We start from the raw sequence: 15,050 nt of genomic DNA, 5'->3' as shown, positions 1-15,050 counted from the left end.
TGGCCCCATGAATTCTGTATCCGATCTTTTCTGGCTGCTGGGTCTGGCTGCGTTGATCGCGAGCTGGTATCGGCTGACGCGGGCACGTGAAGTGGCCGTGCGCGCAGCGACGGCACTGTGCAAAAGGCATGGATTACAGCTACTTGATCAATCCGTTGGCCTGCGCGCCATTCGCCTGCAAGGCGTGGATGGCGGCCGCCGGCTCGAACGCTGCTATGCGTTCGAGGTGAGCGAGGATGGGCAAAGTCGGCAGGCCGCGAAAATCTGGATGGCTGGCGACGAAGTGGCCAGCTACTCCCTGCCCCACTCGGGGAACCCGGAGCTGGAGACCGTAGTGGCAACGGAAACCGGGTTGCCGGGCAATGTGATCTCCCTGGCGGACCGCCGCCGACTGCACTGATGAAAAAGGCCGCCCTGGGGCGGCCTTTTCGTTACTTCACCACCCGCAGGTGCGGGGCGCCGCGCTTGGGCCGGTCATCGTCGCCGCCCGTAGCCGGGGTTTCGGCGGCTTCGTCGGAAGCCTCCACCGCCGCGGCCGCGGCATCGTTCTCATCGGCCGGGAACATCATGCCCTGGCCGTTTTCCTGGGCATAAAGCGCCAGCACGGCAGCAACCGGAATCACGATGTTCTGGCTGACGCCCGAGAAACGGGCCTGGAAGGCAATGCGATCGTTGCCAAGATCGAGGTTGGCCACGGCGCGCATGGCCAGGTTCAGCACGACCTGGCCGTTTTTCACCACGTGCGAAGGCACCTTCACGCCCGGCTGGCCGGCATCCACCAACACGTACGGGGTCAGGCCGTTATCGCTGATCCAGTCGTAGATGGCACGCAGCAGGTAAGGGCGATTGGAAGTCATGCCCTGGGTTTCGTTCGTATCCATTACAGCATCCTCGTCGTACCCGCCGGTTGGTCGGGGGAACACCCAGGCCCCGGCAGGGCAAGGTTTCGATGAGAGTTTAAGGGATACGGCCGGTCAGGGCTAACCGGGATTGAAATCGAAGTCCGGCCGCATGGCCCGCTCTTCCGGGGTGAGGCTCCGCGCGAAGCCCTGGCTATGGAACAGCCGCTCACCGTAATCGACGATGGCCTTGCCGCTGGGGCCCAGGTCGACACCCAGTGACGGGAGCCGCCAGACCACCGGCGCGACCAGGCAATCGATGAGACTCATCTCAGGATTCAGGAAGAACTTGGAGGCCTTGAACAGCTCCGCAGCCAGCAGCAGGTGCTCGCGCAGGCGCTTGCGTGCCGCGGGGGCATCGCGGCCGCCCTCCTGGATCGTCTCGATTTCGGGCAGCCAGTCGTTCTCGATACGCCAGGTGGCCAGGCGCAACCGGGCCCGCGAGAGCGGATCGATCGGCATCAACGGAGGGTGCGGGTACCGCTCATCCAGGTACTCCACCACGATCAGGGTGTCGTACACGGTCAGGTCGCGGTCCACGAGGGTGGGCAGCGTCCCGTAGGGATTCAGCTCAAGGAGATCCGGCGTGGGCTCATCCGGTTTCAGGATGATCCGGTCATACGCGACGCCTTTGGCGGCCAGCACCAGGCGCGTACGGTGGCAATGGATATCGTCTGCGCTCGTGTAGAGCGTCAGCGCCGTGCGCGAACGAGCATTCTGAACCATGCTTTCGATCTCCCTCCCTTCTTCGCCGAAACGGAACGGGGCGACCCTGCGGCCGCCCCGGGGACATCAATCAGTGACTCTCGTGGACGTCCTTCCAGTATTCATGCTTCAGAAGGTACAGCAGGAAGGTCAGGCCGGCCAAGAACAGCAGCACCCAGATGCCGACGGACTGGCGCTCCAGGGCGGCCGGCTCGGCGGTGTACTCGAGGAACGCCGTGAGGTCGCGGGTAGCCGCCTGGAACTCTTCCGGGGTCATGCTGCCCTTGGTGTGCAGTTCGAGGCGTTCCACCGGGGCATCGGCGCCGGCCTTGCCCTCGGCGTGCACCGCCACCTGCAGACCCTGCAGCTCCCACAGGGGGTTGGGCATGGAGGCGTTCGGGAACACCGTGTTGTTCCAGCCCACCGGGCGGCTCGGGTCCAGGTAAAACGAGTTCAGGTAGTTGTAGATGAAGTCCGGGCCCTTGGCGCGGGCTTCCAGGGTGAGGTCCGGCGGCTCCTTGCCGAACCAGCCCTTGGCGCTTTCCGCAGGCATGTGCGAGATCACCGTCTCGCCGAACTTGGCGCCCGTGAAGTTGAGGTTCTTCATCACCTCGTCTTCGGTCAGGCCCAGGTCGGTGGCCAGGCGTGAATAACGCACGTACTTCAGCGAGTGGCAGCCCACGCAGTAATTGAAGAACAGCTTGGCGCCCCGCTGCAGGGAGGCCTGGTCGTACACGTTCGCGCCCGACGGCGGAAGGTCTTCACCTTCGGCGGCAAGGGCAGGAACGGCAACGGCGGCAAGGCCCAGCGCAAGGGCAAGGGAAGAGAGGTAGCGCTTAATCATGCGTCGTCACCCGTTCCGGAACCGGCTTGGTCTTCTCGAAACCAAAGCGCGTGTAGATCCATACGAACACGAAGAAGCCGAAGTAGCCGAGCACCATGAGCCGACCGAACGCGTTTTCCCACGTCGTGACATCCACGCCCGGGAACCATTCGGGGATGAGTTCGGCGGTGACGCCCGCACCGACCAGGCCCAGGGCCAGGAACGAGATGACCAGCACGGCCAGGGCGATGCGGAAACCGAACCCGCGGTACCGCACGGAGCGCACCTCGCCCTTGTCGATCCACGGCAGCAGGCCCAGCAGCAGGATGGCGCCGAACATGCCGAGCACACCCCAGATGGCCGTGCCGAAGAACGACGGGATCATGCGCAGGATTGCGTAGAACGGCGTGAAGTACCACGACGGCTTGATGTGGCTGGGCGTGACCAGGTTGTTCGCCGGCGTGAAGTTATCGTGCTCCAGGAACCAGCCGCCGAACGTGGGCGCGAAGAAGATGATGAACGCGGCGATCATCAGGAAGAAGCCGACGCCAAACGAGTCCTTCACCGTGTAGTACGGGTGGAACGGAATGGCATCCTTCGGCTTGTCGGGCGACCAGCGGTTGCCCTTCGGGCCATGCTTCACATCCACGCCATCGGGGTTGTTCGAACCCACCTCGTGCAATGCGGCGAGGTGCAGCACGACCAGCAGCAACAGCACCAGCGGCAGCGCGATCACGTGCAGTGCGAAGAAACGGTTCAGCGTGGAATCGGCCGGCAGGTAGTCACCCATGATCCACTGCACCAGCGTATCGCCGATGAAGGGAATGGTGCCGAACAGCGAAATGATGACCTTGGCGCCCCAGAACGACATGTTGCCCCAGGGCAGCACGTAGCCCATGAAGGCCTCGGCCATGAGCACCAGGAAGATGAGCATGCCCAGCACCCACACCAGCTCGCGGGGCTTCTTGAACGAGCCGTACATGATGCCGCGGAACATGTGCAGGAACACCACGACGAAGAACAGCGAGGCGCCGGTGGAGTGCATGTAGCGGATGAGCCAGCCCCACTCCACGTCACGCATGATGTACTCAACCGAGTTGAAGGCTTCCGCCGCACTCGTCTTGTAGTTCATGGTGAGGAAGATGCCGGTGACGATCTGGTTGACCAGCACCAGCAGGGCGAGCGAACCGAAGTAGTACCAGAGATTGAAGTTCTTCGGTGCGTAGTACTCGGTCATGTGCTTCCGGTACATCGGCATGAAGCCCGGGGCACGCTCGTTGAACCAGTTCCCAAGACGCGACAATGTGCTGGCCATCAGCTCTTCCCCTCCGGATCCACGCCGATCTGGATGTGCGTGTCGTCAATGAAGTGATACGGCGGCACCGGGAGGTTCTTCGGAGCCGGAACACCACTGAACACGCGGCCGGACAGGTCGTAACGGGATTTATGGCAGGGGCAGTAGAAGCCGCCCTTCCAGTTCGCGTCGAAGGGCTCGGGCTTGATATCGGGCACGAAATCGGGAACGCAGCCCAGATGGGTGCACAGGCCGATGACGACCAGCCACTCGGGCTTGATGGAACGGGTTTCGTTCTTCGCGTACTCCGGCTGCTGGCCGGCATCGGAAGAGGATGGATCGAGCAACCGGGGTTCGAGGCCCTTGAGCTGGGCCAGCTGGTCCTTTGTACGGTTGACGACGAAGACGGGAAGGCTGCGCCACGCGAAGGTGACTTTCTGCCCAGCGTCGATCGCGCTGATGTCTACCGTGACAGGCGCCCCCGCCGCCTTGGCTCTTGCAGATGGTTCCCACGACTTGATGAAGGGCACGATCGCCGCAACCACCCCCACGCCACCGACAACGGCCGTCGTCGTGGTAAGGAAGCGACGGCGCCCGTGATCGACGACTTCTTCGTTCGCCATCAGGCTCTCCGGAACTTTGCCATTGAGGTTTGCGGACCCCTATCGCCGGTTCGTTCGGAAATCGGCTTCCGCAAAATTACGTCAGTGTAACGTCAGCACCAGCCACGTACAATAAAGTGAACAAACCCCTGCCGGATGTAAAGACTTGGCAGCTAACTCCCCGCCAGGACGCGGAAAATTCGGCCACTCATGAACCAAGCTGCCCGCACGTTCACCTTCGTCGCCCGCTTCGTCGTGCTTGGCCTTGCCATCGCCTTCGTCATTGGCCTGTTCTGGCCAGGCAGCGGCGCGTTCTTGCGGCAGCGCATCGCGGGGCATGAAGAATCGGCCACGCCGGCAGCCATCGCGCCGGTGTCGTATGCCGACGCCGTGGCGCAGGCGGCGCCTTCCGTCGTGAACATTTACGCGAACAAGCTGGTCACCGAGCAGCCCCGCCAGCTCTATTCCGATCCCGTGTTGCAGCGCATCTTCAGCGTCCCGACGGGCCCGGTGCGGACGCGGCGCCAGCAGAACCTCGGTTCGGGCGTTATCGTCAGCGATGATGGTTATGTTTTGACCAACAACCATGTCATCGCCAATGCCGATGACATCCAGCTGCTGCTCTACGACGGCCGCGTGGCAAGCGCCAAGGTGGTGGGTTCCGACGATGAAACGGACCTGGCGGTGCTGAAGGTGGATGCCGGCAACCTTCCGGCCATCAAGATGACCGATGCCGATAGCCGTCCCCGCGTGGGCGATGTGGTGCTCGCCATCGGCAACCCGTTCGGCATTGGCCAGACCGTGACCATGGGCATCGTCAGCGCGATCGGCCGCCAGCTCAACCTGTCCAGCCTGGAAAGCCTCATCCAGACCGATGCGGCCATCAACTTCGGCAACTCAGGCGGCGCCCTGGTCAACGCGCATGGCGAGCTGGTGGGCATCAACACCTCGCTGATCGGGCAGGCCGTGGGTGCCGAAGGCATTGGCTTTGCCATTCCGGTACAGAGTGCCCGCGATGTGCTCGACCAGATCATCAAGACCGGCCACGTGGTGCGCGGGTGGATCGGCGCCGATTACGGCCCGGTGCCCGTCTCGGCCGAGAGCGGCCTGCCGTCGGCAGCGCGTGGCGTGGTGGTGAACGATGTCTCGCCAGGCGGCCCCGCTGCGCTGGCCGGTATCGAGCAGCGCGATGTGCTGTTGAAGATCGGCGACGAGGACATCCTGGATGCCTCGGACCTGCGGCGGCATGAGGCGTCGCTGAAGCCCGGCGTCGCCGTGGAGGTTTCCGGGTTGCGCAATGGGCAGCGATTTGCCCTATCGGTGGTGCCGACACAACGGCCGCCGACGTCGCCGGTGCAGACCCAAGCCCCCGGCACCCCGTAGGAGCCCACCCTGTGGGCGACATCTTTTCGCGAGAGAGCACCAGGGCCTGTGACGCGATGGCGAACGGCGTCGCCCACAGGGTGGGCTCCTACGGGGCGATCAGCATGACGCGTCGTGGAGGTGGTGCTCAGGACCCCCGCTCAGCCAACGGAACCCCGGTACCCAGCCGCCTCAGGCCTTCTGTATAGCGCTTGCGCAACAACCCCACGCGCTCGACGTACACCTGGGTTTCATCGTACGGCGGCACGCCGTTGTAGCGCTGCACCGCCCCCGGCCCCGCGTTGTACGCCGCGGCGGCCAGCCGCTCGTTGCCGTTGAACGTCTGCAGCAGGATGGCCAGATAACGCGCGCCGCCGCGAATGTTCTGCGCCGGATCGAACACGTCCTGCACGCCCATGTCGCGGGCCGTTCCGGGGATCAGCTGCATGAGGCCCTGCGCGCCGGCAATGGAAAGCGCCCGAGGATTGAAGCCGCTCTCCGCGTGGATCACCGCGCGGAGCAGCGCTTCATCCACGTGATATTCCAGGCTGGCCGAGCGAATCACATCGCCGAATGACGTGAGGTTCAGTGCCACGCTGTTGAAGTCGATCCGCGAATGGACATCGCAGGCCACGCAGGTGGCGATATAGGTGAAGAGCATCTTCACGCTCTTACCTGCCCCGCCCGCCTGCGGAATATTGGTGTACTCCACCCCGCCATCGGCCCGTGTGATCCGGTACACCGCGCCGCGCAGTACGCGGGAGCCCTTCGGTGCTTCCGGTGCAGGGGCGGCGGCCAGGTCGGCCGATGCGGATTCCTTGTAGTCCCAACTGCCCTTGGGTGCCGTGATGGCTGGCAGGGCCGCCTTCGCCGCTTCGGCCCGCGCCTCGGCATCGGTCACGACGCCTCCTGTCACGCCCGCGAGCGAGGTCACGGGCTCGTCCGGGCCGACCACACCGCCCGACACGCCTTTGAACGAAGGGGCCACCGGTCCGGCACCCGTGGCGACAGCAACCGACGGAACCGCCGACGCCAGCGGCAGATCCGACCCGGGCGCGGGTGCGGCGGAGCGCGCCGGAGCGGTGGCGCCATTCGAACCCGCCGGCCGCGCGGGGCGAGCCCCGGGGGTACTGCCGATGCGCTTGCAGTCCTTGTAACCGGCCGTGCTGCCCGAAAACACCGTTTCGCCCGTGCTGCCCGTGCACCGGTACAGGCTGCCCGCGAAGGCAGGGGCACTGGCCAGCCCCGAAAGCAGGATGCAGAACGCCGCGGCCCTTCTCAGGACCGGCACTAAGGCAAGGAAACGGCGGGCGTGATGGCCGGCGCTTTCCCCTGGCGTCGCGTCGTCAACCATGGCCGCGATTGTCCGCCACGGCCGGGCCGCCAGCAAGGGTGAAAGACGTGATGTTCTTCACGCAAGTCATTGATCCTCCGCCGCCATCTGGCGCCTGCCCCGCCCCCGGCGTAAACTGCGCGGTTCGGTAATAGGCCACGCAACACGGTACCCAAGCCCCATGAGCGGCAAGCTTTTCATCAAGACCCACGGCTGCCAGATGAACGAGTACGACTCGGCCAAGATGGCCGATGTACTGCGCGCGTCCCACGGCCTGGAGTTGACCCAGGACGAATCGGAAGCCGATGTCATCCTGGTCAACACCTGCTCCATCCGCGAGAAGGCCCAGGAAAAGGTCTTCAGCCAACTCGGCAAGTGGAAGGAACACAAGAAGAACGGCAAGCCCGTGCTCATTGGCGTGGGTGGCTGCGTCGCCTCGCAGGAAGGCGATGCCATCCTGAAGCGCGCACCGTATGTGGACCTGGTCTTCGGCCCGCAAACCCTGCACCGCCTGCCCGAGATGATCGAGGCCAAGCGTGCCAGCGGCAAGGCGCAGGTCGATATCAGCTTCCCGGAAATCGAAAAGTTCGACCGCCTGCCGGAACCCCGCGCCGAAGGCCCCACCGCCTTCGTATCGATCATGGAAGGCTGCTCGAAGTACTGCTCGTACTGCGTGGTGCCCTACACCCGCGGCGAAGAGATCAGCCGCCCGTTCGACGATGTGATCGTCGAAGTGGCCCAGCTCGCCGAACAGGGCGTGCGCGAAGTGAACCTGCTCGGCCAGAACGTCAACGCGTACCGTGGCCCCATGCACGATGGCAGCGTGGCGGATCTGGCGGTGCTCATCCACGCCATCGCCCAGATCGATGGCATTGGCCGTATCCGCTTCACCACCTCGCACCCGCTGGAGTTCTCCGATTCGCTGATCGAGGCGTACGGCAGCGTGCCGCAGCTGGCCAACTACCTGCACCTGCCGGTGCAGGCCGGCTCGGATCGCATCCTGTCGGCCATGAAGCGCGGCTACACCGCACTTGAGTTCAAGCAGAAGATCCGCAAGCTGCGCGCCGTGCGCCCGGATATCTGCATCTCTTCCGACTTCATCGTGGGCTTCCCGGGTGAAACCGAGGATGATTTCCAGAAGACCATGAAGCTGATCGACGATATCGGCTTCGACCAGAGCTTCTCCTTCATCTTCTCGTCGCGCCCCGGCACGCCGGCGGCCAACCTTGCCGATGAAACGCCGGCCGAGGAAAAGCACGCCCGCCTTACGCGCCTGCAGGCTGCGATCAACGAAAACGCACGCAAGATCAACGAGGCGATGGTCGGCACCGTGCAGCGTGTGCTGGTGGAAAAGCCGAGCCGCAAGAACCCGAACGAAATGACCGGCCGCACCGAGAACATGCGTTACGTGAACTTTCCCGGCCATCCGCGGATGATCGGGCAGTTCGTCGACGTCGTGATCACCGAGGCCATGAGCAACTCCTTGCGTGGCCGCGTCCGCCTCGATGATGAGGTCGCTCTCGCTTCGTAGGAGCCCACCCTGTGGGCGACGCCGTTCGCGACGGCGCCACAGGGCCTGTTCCGCCGAGGCGAAAGATGTCGCCCACAGGGTGGGCTCCTACGAAGCCACCGATCAGCCATAAATCTCCAGGGCTCTATGAATCCAGGTCTTTCCCAACGCGATTTCGCCCTCGATCCCGAGGACAATGCCCGTCTCGCCAACCTGTGCGGCCCCCTCGATGAGCACATCCGCCAGATCGAGCTGCGGCTCGGCATCGAGATCGACCACCGGGGTGCCCTGTTCCGCGTCATCGGTGACGAGGCGGCAGCGAAGGCCGGCGAGCAGGTCCTCCGCGCGCTCTACGCCGCGACCGAGAACGAGACCCTGAATGGCCAGGTGATCAACATGCACCTGGCCGAGTCCGGCATCGACGCGCTCAACGAGCAGGCGGCCGAGTCGGCGCAGGAAGTGGTGATCAAGGTCAAGCGCGGCGTGATCAAGGGTCGCGGCCCCAACCAGGCCCGCTACCTGCACGCCATCAACACCCACGACATCAATTTCGGCGTGGGCCCGGCCGGCACCGGCAAGACCTACCTGGCCGTCGCCAGCGCCGTCGAGGCGCTGGAAGCCAACCGCGTGCAGCGCGTGCTGCTGGTACGCCCTGCCGTGGAAGCCGGCGAAAAGCTCGGTTTCCTGCCGGGCGATCTCAGCCAGAAGATCGATCCGTACCTGCGCCCGCTGTACGACGCGCTGTACGAGATGGTCGGTTTCGAGAAGGTCGCCAAGCTGATCGAACGCAACGTGATCGAGATCGCGCCGCTGGCGTATATGCGCGGCCGCACGCTCAATGATTCGTACGTCATCCTCGACGAAGCCCAGAACACGACCGTGGAACAGATGAAGATGTTCCTCACCCGCATCGGCTTCGGCTCGGTGGCGGTGATCACGGGCGACGTCTCGCAGGTGGACCTGCCCCGCCACATCCGCTCGGGCCTGCGTCATGCCATCGAGGTGCTGCGCGGCGTCGATGGCATCAGCTTCACCTTCTTCACCTCCCGCGACGTGGTCCGTCACCCGCTGGTGGCCAAGATCGTGCGTGCCTACGAGGCATTTGAAGACAAGCAGGACGAGCGCCAGTGAGCCAGGTGGATGTCGCGGTGGGCTACGCCACCGCCTCGCGCAAGGGCATCCCTGCCCCGGCCAGCTTCCGCCGCTGGGTGGAGGCCGCGCTCAAGGGAGCGCGCCGGCGCAAGGCCACCGAGGTGGCCATCCGTATCGTCGATGCCGAGGAAGGCCAGGCCCTGAACCTGCAGTACCGAGGCCGCGATTACGCCACCAACGTGCTCTCGTTCGAGGCCGACCTGCCGCCCGGCGTGGACCTGCCCCTGATCGGCGACCTGGTGATCTGCGCCCCCGTGGTGGCCCGCGAGGCCGCCGAACAGGGCAAGAAGGCCAACGACCACTGGGCCCACCTCACCATCCACGGCACCCTGCACCTGCTGGGCTACGACCACATCGTGGATGCCGAGGCCGAGGCGATGGAGGCCCTGGAGACCCGCGTCCTGGCCGGCCTGGGCATCGCCGACCCCTACACGGTCCCCTGAACCGTCATGGAAATTCCAGTAGACTGACCCTTCCGCCCGGTTTGGGCCGAACATCAAAGAGTAATGAACGAGGACCCTGGTAGTACCAACGGCCCGGCTCACCGATCGTGGTGGGACCGACTGGGCCATCTGTTTTCCAGCGAGCCGCGCAACCGCGGTGAACTGATCGAGGAGCTGCGTACCGCACAGGTCAATGGCCTCCTCTCCAACGACACCCTGACCATGGTCGAGGGTGCGATCAAGGTGACCGAACTCAGCGTTGACGATGTCATGGTGCCGCGCGCCCAGATCGTCAGCCTCCCAGTCGATGCTCCCCTCCCCGATATCCTCGCCGCCGTGGTCGAGTCCGGCCATTCGCGCTTCCCCGTGCATGGCGAAGACAAGGATGAAGTGCTGGGCATCCTGCTCGCCAAGGACCTGCTGAAGTACTTCGGCAAGGCCGAGTGCAACGATATCCGTGGCCTGCTCCGCCCCGCGGTGCTCATCCCCGAATCCATGCGCCTGAACGTGCTGCTGGCGGAGTTCCGCCTTACGCGCAACCACATGGCGCTGGTGGTCGATGAATACGGTGGCGTGGCTGGCCTCATCACGATTGAAGACGTGCTGGAGCAGATCGTCGGCGAAATCGACGACGAGCACGATGACGAAGAAGATCCCGTGCTGGTGCAGCCGCTGGATAACGGTGCGCTCACCGTCAGCGCGCTCACGCCCATCGCGGATTTCAACGAAGAGACCGGTGCACATTTCTCCGACGAGGAATACGACACCATCGGCGGCATGATCACCTCCGAGTTCGGCCACCTGCCCTCCGTGGGCGAGGAGATCGGCGTGGGTGAATTCCTGTTCCGCGTCACCGAAGCCGACGACCGGCGCGTGCAGCAGTTCCATGTGACGCGAGTCAACGGCGCAGCCTGATGCAAGATCCCGTAGGAGCCCACCCTGAGGGCGACATCTTTCGCGAACGAGCTGCAGGTCCTGTCGCTTTCCCGCGAAAAATGTCGCGCACAGGGTGCGCTCCTACCATCGATTGATCACCGGACATTTGACGCACGATGCGCCACGCCCTGCTCTTCCTCCTCGCCCTTTGCCTCGTCCCCTCACTGGCCCGCGCCGGCATCGTCGACGCGCCCGCGTCGAACATCGAGGTCTCGCTGCTTACTTATGGCCCGGGCGATATCTACTGGGAGCGCTTCGGCCACGATGCGTTGGAAGTGCGTGACACGGCGAGCGGCGAAGCCATCGCCTTCAACTACGGCGTGTTCGATTTCGACCAGGATGGCTTCATCCTGAATTTCGCCCGCGGCATCATGGCGTACCGCATGGATGCCGAAACCACGGCCTCCGATGTGCAGTTCTACAAGGGCGAAGGCCGTTACGTGCACCGGCAGGTGCTGGCGCTGGACGAGCCGCAAAAAGAAGAGCTTCGCCGCTTCCTGCTGTGGAACATCCGCCCGGAAAACGCGGGCTACAACTACGATTACTACCTGGACAACTGCACCACGCGCGTCCGCGATGCGCTGGATGCCGCGCTGGGCGGCGCGCTGCACCGCCAGTGGAGTGCACAGCCGGGCGGCATGACCTACCGCGAGCAGACCTCGCGGCTGATGAGCAACCAGGCGTGGCTCATGCTCGGCATGGACCTCGGCCTCGGCCCGTTCGCCGACCAGCCGATGACGTCATGGCGCGATGCCTTCCTGCCGATGGAACTGGAAGCCCTGGTTCGCACGACCCAGGTGAATGGCAAGCCCTTGGTGCTGAAGGAAGAAACCCTGGCCGACGCCACACTGGTGCCGCCGCCGGACAAGGCGCCTGACCTGCGCTGGCCACTGCTGATCGCCGGCATCGTGCTCGCCATCCCGCTCGCCCTGCCCGCCGTGACGCGCCACCGCGGTGCCCGCGGCGTGTTCGTCGCCGCGGGCACCCTCTTCACCGTGTTCGCCGGCGTGGCGGGCCTGTTCATGCTGGGCCTGTGGACACTGACCCTGCACCGCTCGGCCTGGGGCAACTTCAACCTGCTTGCCTACCAGCCGTTCGCGCTGCTGATCATCCCGGGCATCTGGCGCCTGCGCCGCGCGGGCCGTCCGATGAGCCGGCTGGCCTCGCGTGTCACCGGCAGCTCGTTCGCCGCTTGCGTCATCGGCTTGCTTCTACACCTCTGGCCGGATTTCCCGCAGCGGAACATGCCCTGGCTGCTCTTCGCGCTGCCGTGCTGGGCCGCCCTTTTCGCCAGCCTGTGCCGGCGGCACGATTGATCACACCTTCGCGGGTTTGATCAGTTCGGCCACCAGTTTGTCGGCGCTGGTAAAGCTGTACGCCGTTTCCTCCAGATAGGAGGAACCCCAGCCCTTTAGGTGATCAATGTAGGCCACACCCTTGTCGAAGTTTTGTTGGCTAATCACCTCACCCTCATTGCTGAACATGCAAAGCATGCGCATCTTGTCGCCGCACACGCCGCTATTGAGTGTCAGTACAGGGATCGCTGGCACACGCATCGCCGTCTTGCGATACCAGCGGTTGAACGCATAAGGCTGCCTGTGTAGCGAGTTTGGCTTTTCGCGCTGTGCCCATAAGGCTTTCGCATCGGTCAGGAACAGGCGGATTCGGTAAAAGTCGTGCACCTTCCTCGCGAAGGCGACCAGCACTTCGATCGCGGAAAACGCGATTCCCGCGATCGCTCCCGCGACCCCTGCGGTCAGCCCTTCCAGCGCCAGCGCTGTGCCGCCCTTCAGCACGTTATAGACCTCGCCCGCGAGCGATAGATCCATGCCACGCTTGATGCCATCGATCGTAGTGGTGGGCACGCCCGGAACCAGGGTTACGCCCTTTCCGCGAGCATGAACCACGAAGCGTTCGCCGCCGACTTTAACCGCCGTCACGAGCCCCTGGGTCGCTGCCACGCCATTGGCAAGGAATGGCGATATCTGGTCCATGACCTTCTCAGCGATGTGATCGCAGACGGTCTGCAATCCGCCGGGAATCGCCTTCCAGATCGCTTCAGTCTTGGTACCTTCACCGTCATCCTCGCCGTTAGCCCGCTGGGTGAATATGGCCTGTGTAACCGAGGCGGCGATGCCCTTGAGCGCGTTTGAAACCTGTTGGCGCTTCGCCGTGCGTTCGGCTGACCCAGCGGCGTAGGGCGTGAAACACGTCCCCGCGTCGGTCGTACGCTTTACCGCCGTGCCGAGCGTTCCGGAGCCCTTGCCGGCCATATCGATCAGGCCGTTGGTAATGATCCGGTACTTGCCCTCATCGCAAGCAAGGTTGCCAAACAGATACAGGATGCCAAGGCGAGCGTTGACCATGCCCTCGCTCATGAAATCGGGGATACCAAAACCCTTATCGGTATCGCCCGCACCCTGGATGGCGTTGTAGAGCGCGGTGATCGTGAGCTTCTTGTTACGGTCGCTCTTCTTCCAGGCACCGGCGCCACCGCTCTTGTCCTTGTAGCTGGTCCAGTCCAGCAACGCGTTTCGCATGGCCGTGAGGGACGCCTGCGATGGTTTCGCGGTGTACGCCTCCACGGCTTTATCGAGAACGGCGAATTTCGCCTTCCCGGTGGGATCGGTGATGGACACGGTGAGGTTCGTGTCCTTTTTCCACGTGGCGTAGGTGAACGGGAGGGTCGGCAGGGCCGGGCTTTGCGGTGCCATGGGTTCGTTCCTTGAGTTGGGGTCCTTGGTCGCGGTGCTGTACGGGTCGTAATTTCCTGCCCGTCACAAAACGCACCACCCCACTACGGTATATAAACCCGCGAATGGGCCCTATCGGGCCGCGTCCCAGCTGTTTCGTGGGGCTACGCTTACGTCCATCGGCATTTGTCCGATATGGCGTTGCCGCCTTCATCCACCCACGGCATCATCTCCTCATGGCTACCCTCTCCCTGATCCCCGAACCCACGCCCGTCGACCACGCCGGCGGCATGATCGTTAACTGCGTCGCTTACCGAACCAACGGCAAGCGTATCGGCGATATCTCGATCGACGCCATCAGCGATGTCTTGAAGGAGCCCGATACGTTCGTGTGGGTCGGGCTGCATGAGCCTGATGAGGCGCTACTCCTCAAGTTGCAGGAAGAATTTGATCTTCACGACCTGGCGATCGAGGATGCGCAGCTTGCGCACCAACGCACCAAGATCGAAACGTACGGTGATTCACTGTTCATCGTGGCGCAGACGGCCCAGCTGGTCGGCGGCAATATCGCGTTCGGTGAAACGCAGATCTTCCTGGGCCGCCGTTACTTCATGACGGTGCGCCACGGCGCGTCGCTTTCGTACGCTCCTGCGCGGCGCAGCTGCGAACAGACACCTGAGCTACTGGCCATGGGGCCGAGCTATGCGCTCTACGCCGTACTCGATTTCATCGTGGATAACTTCCTGCCGATCGTGCGCGATTTCCGGGAAGAGCTACACGAACTCGAAACCGATATCTTCGCGGAAACGTACAACAGGCAGACGATCAAGCGCCTGTACGACATGCAGCGCGAACTGATGACGCTGCGCCTGGCAGTCGTGCCGCTTCAAGATATCGTGGCGCAGCTTACGCGGCTGCATCCGCACCTTATCCACGATGAGTTGCGCGCCTATTTCCGCGATATCTACGATCACGTTTTCCGCGTCAACGAATCGATTTCCGCCATGCGTGAAATGCTGGGTGCAGCGATCGGTGTGAACCTTGCATTGGTCACCTTCGGCCAGAACGAAGTGATGAAAAAGCTGGCTGGCTGGGCCGCCATGCTCGCCGCGCCGACGCTGATCACCAGCTGGTATGGCATGAACTTCGCGCACATGCCGGAGCTGGACAAGCCGTGGGCGTATCCTGCCATTACCTGCCTTGTGGCGTGTATCGTCGGCGGTATATTTATCGCCCTGAAGCGCAACCGCTGGTTCTAGCACCCGACGAAACCCCTCCCCACCGCGCAAAGGTTCCGG

At 63.8% G+C, this 15,050-nt stretch carries 15 protein-coding genes; 8 read left to right on the top strand and 7 right to left on the bottom strand.

The genetic code is table 11. The features are described 5' to 3' along the window. The first annotated feature begins 7 nt into the window (after positions 1-7). On the top strand, positions 8-400 hold the full coding sequence (locus L2Y97_RS06260; RefSeq protein WP_247434401.1) for a DUF3301 domain-containing protein: 393 nt from the start codon (positions 8-10) through the stop codon (positions 398-400). A 31-nt stretch (positions 401-431) separates the two neighbouring features. On the opposite strand, the gene L2Y97_RS06255 is transcribed toward L2Y97_RS06260, so the two are convergent. The 5 genes from L2Y97_RS06255 to petA all read right to left on the bottom strand — a co-directional run bounded on the left by L2Y97_RS06255 (position 432) and on the right by petA (position 4,344). Further along, positions 432-857 (bottom strand): ClpXP protease specificity-enhancing factor, encoded by a 426-nt coding sequence (locus L2Y97_RS06255; RefSeq protein WP_247436720.1) that lies wholly within the window; start codon positions 855-857, stop codon positions 432-434. A gap of 123 nt (positions 858-980) precedes the next feature. Beyond that, positions 981-1,625, bottom strand: a complete 645-nt coding sequence (locus tag L2Y97_RS06250) for a glutathione S-transferase N-terminal domain-containing protein (protein ID WP_247434398.1) — start codon at positions 1,623-1,625, stop codon at positions 981-983. Between the two features lie 70 nt (positions 1,626-1,695). After that, positions 1,696-2,448, bottom strand: coding sequence for a cytochrome c1 (locus L2Y97_RS06245; protein WP_247434396.1), 753 nt, complete (start codon positions 2,446-2,448; stop codon positions 1,696-1,698). Continuing rightward, complete coding sequence (locus L2Y97_RS06240; RefSeq protein ID WP_247434393.1) at positions 2,441-3,742, bottom strand: cytochrome b; 1,302 nt, start codon at positions 3,740-3,742, stop codon at positions 2,441-2,443. Before L2Y97_RS06240 ends, L2Y97_RS06245 begins: the two co-directional genes overlap by 8 nt. After that, entirely contained in the window at positions 3,742-4,344 is a 603-nt protein-coding gene (petA, locus tag L2Y97_RS06235) for a ubiquinol-cytochrome c reductase iron-sulfur subunit (RefSeq protein WP_247434390.1), read from the bottom strand. The genes L2Y97_RS06240 and petA overlap by 1 nt, the downstream gene beginning before the upstream one ends. A 189-nt stretch (positions 4,345-4,533) precedes the next feature. On the opposite strand from petA, the gene L2Y97_RS06230 reads away from it, so the two are divergent. Continuing rightward, a complete protein-coding gene (locus L2Y97_RS06230) occupies positions 4,534-5,706 on the top strand; it encodes a S1C family serine protease (RefSeq protein WP_247434388.1) in 1,173 nt (390 codons plus the stop codon). A gap of 127 nt (positions 5,707-5,833) precedes the next feature. Here L2Y97_RS06230 and L2Y97_RS06225 read toward each other — a convergent pair whose 3' ends face one another. Continuing rightward, positions 5,834-7,039, bottom strand: a complete 1,206-nt coding sequence (locus L2Y97_RS06225) for a lytic transglycosylase domain-containing protein (protein WP_247434385.1) — start codon at positions 7,037-7,039, stop codon at positions 5,834-5,836. Positions 7,040-7,199: 160 nt separating this feature from the next. On the opposite strand from L2Y97_RS06225, the gene miaB reads away from it, so the two are divergent. The 5 genes from miaB to L2Y97_RS06200 all read left to right on the top strand — a co-directional run bounded on the left by miaB (position 7,200) and on the right by L2Y97_RS06200 (position 12,375). After that, on the top strand, positions 7,200-8,549 hold the full coding sequence (miaB, locus tag L2Y97_RS06220; protein WP_247434382.1) for a tRNA (N6-isopentenyl adenosine(37)-C2)-methylthiotransferase MiaB: 1,350 nt from the start codon (positions 7,200-7,202) through the stop codon (positions 8,547-8,549). Positions 8,550-8,675: 126 nt separating this feature from the next. After that, a complete protein-coding gene (locus L2Y97_RS06215) occupies positions 8,676-9,659 on the top strand; it encodes a PhoH family protein (protein WP_247434379.1) in 984 nt (327 codons plus the stop codon). Then, the gene (ybeY, locus tag L2Y97_RS06210; protein ID WP_247434376.1) at positions 9,656-10,123 is read left to right on the top strand and encodes an rRNA maturation RNase YbeY; all 468 of its coding nucleotides are present in this window, start codon (positions 9,656-9,658) and stop codon (positions 10,121-10,123) included. Before L2Y97_RS06215 ends, ybeY begins: the two co-directional genes overlap by 4 nt. 63 nt (positions 10,124-10,186) lie before the next feature. Further along, positions 10,187-11,038: a CorC family transporter gene (locus L2Y97_RS06205; protein ID WP_247434373.1), complete on the top strand. Its 852-nt coding sequence runs from the start codon at positions 10,187-10,189 to the stop codon at positions 11,036-11,038. Between the two features lie 137 nt (positions 11,039-11,175). Then, positions 11,176-12,375, top strand: a complete 1,200-nt coding sequence (locus L2Y97_RS06200; protein WP_247434371.1) for a lipoprotein N-acyltransferase Lnb domain-containing protein — start codon at positions 11,176-11,178, stop codon at positions 12,373-12,375. Here the strand turns inward: L2Y97_RS06200 and L2Y97_RS06195 are convergent, their stop codons facing one another. Beyond that, positions 12,376-13,773, bottom strand: a complete 1,398-nt coding sequence (locus tag L2Y97_RS06195; RefSeq protein WP_247434368.1) for a hypothetical protein — start codon at positions 13,771-13,773, stop codon at positions 12,376-12,378. It abuts the gene before it with no gap. Positions 13,774-13,988: 215 nt separating this feature from the next. On the opposite strand from L2Y97_RS06195, the gene L2Y97_RS06190 reads away from it, so the two are divergent. Further along, positions 13,989-15,011 carry a magnesium and cobalt transport protein CorA gene (locus L2Y97_RS06190; protein ID WP_247434366.1) on the top strand — a complete coding sequence of 341 codons (1,023 nt, stop codon included), beginning with the start codon at positions 13,989-13,991 and terminating at the stop codon, positions 15,009-15,011. The last annotated feature ends 39 nt before the right edge of the window (positions 15,012-15,050 follow it).

It is taken from the genome of Luteibacter aegosomatissinici, assembly GCF_023078495.1.
GTDB classification, from domain to species: domain Bacteria; phylum Pseudomonadota; class Gammaproteobacteria; order Xanthomonadales; family Rhodanobacteraceae; genus Luteibacter; species Luteibacter aegosomatissinici.
This window is presented reverse-complemented; position numbering and strand designations above follow the sequence as displayed.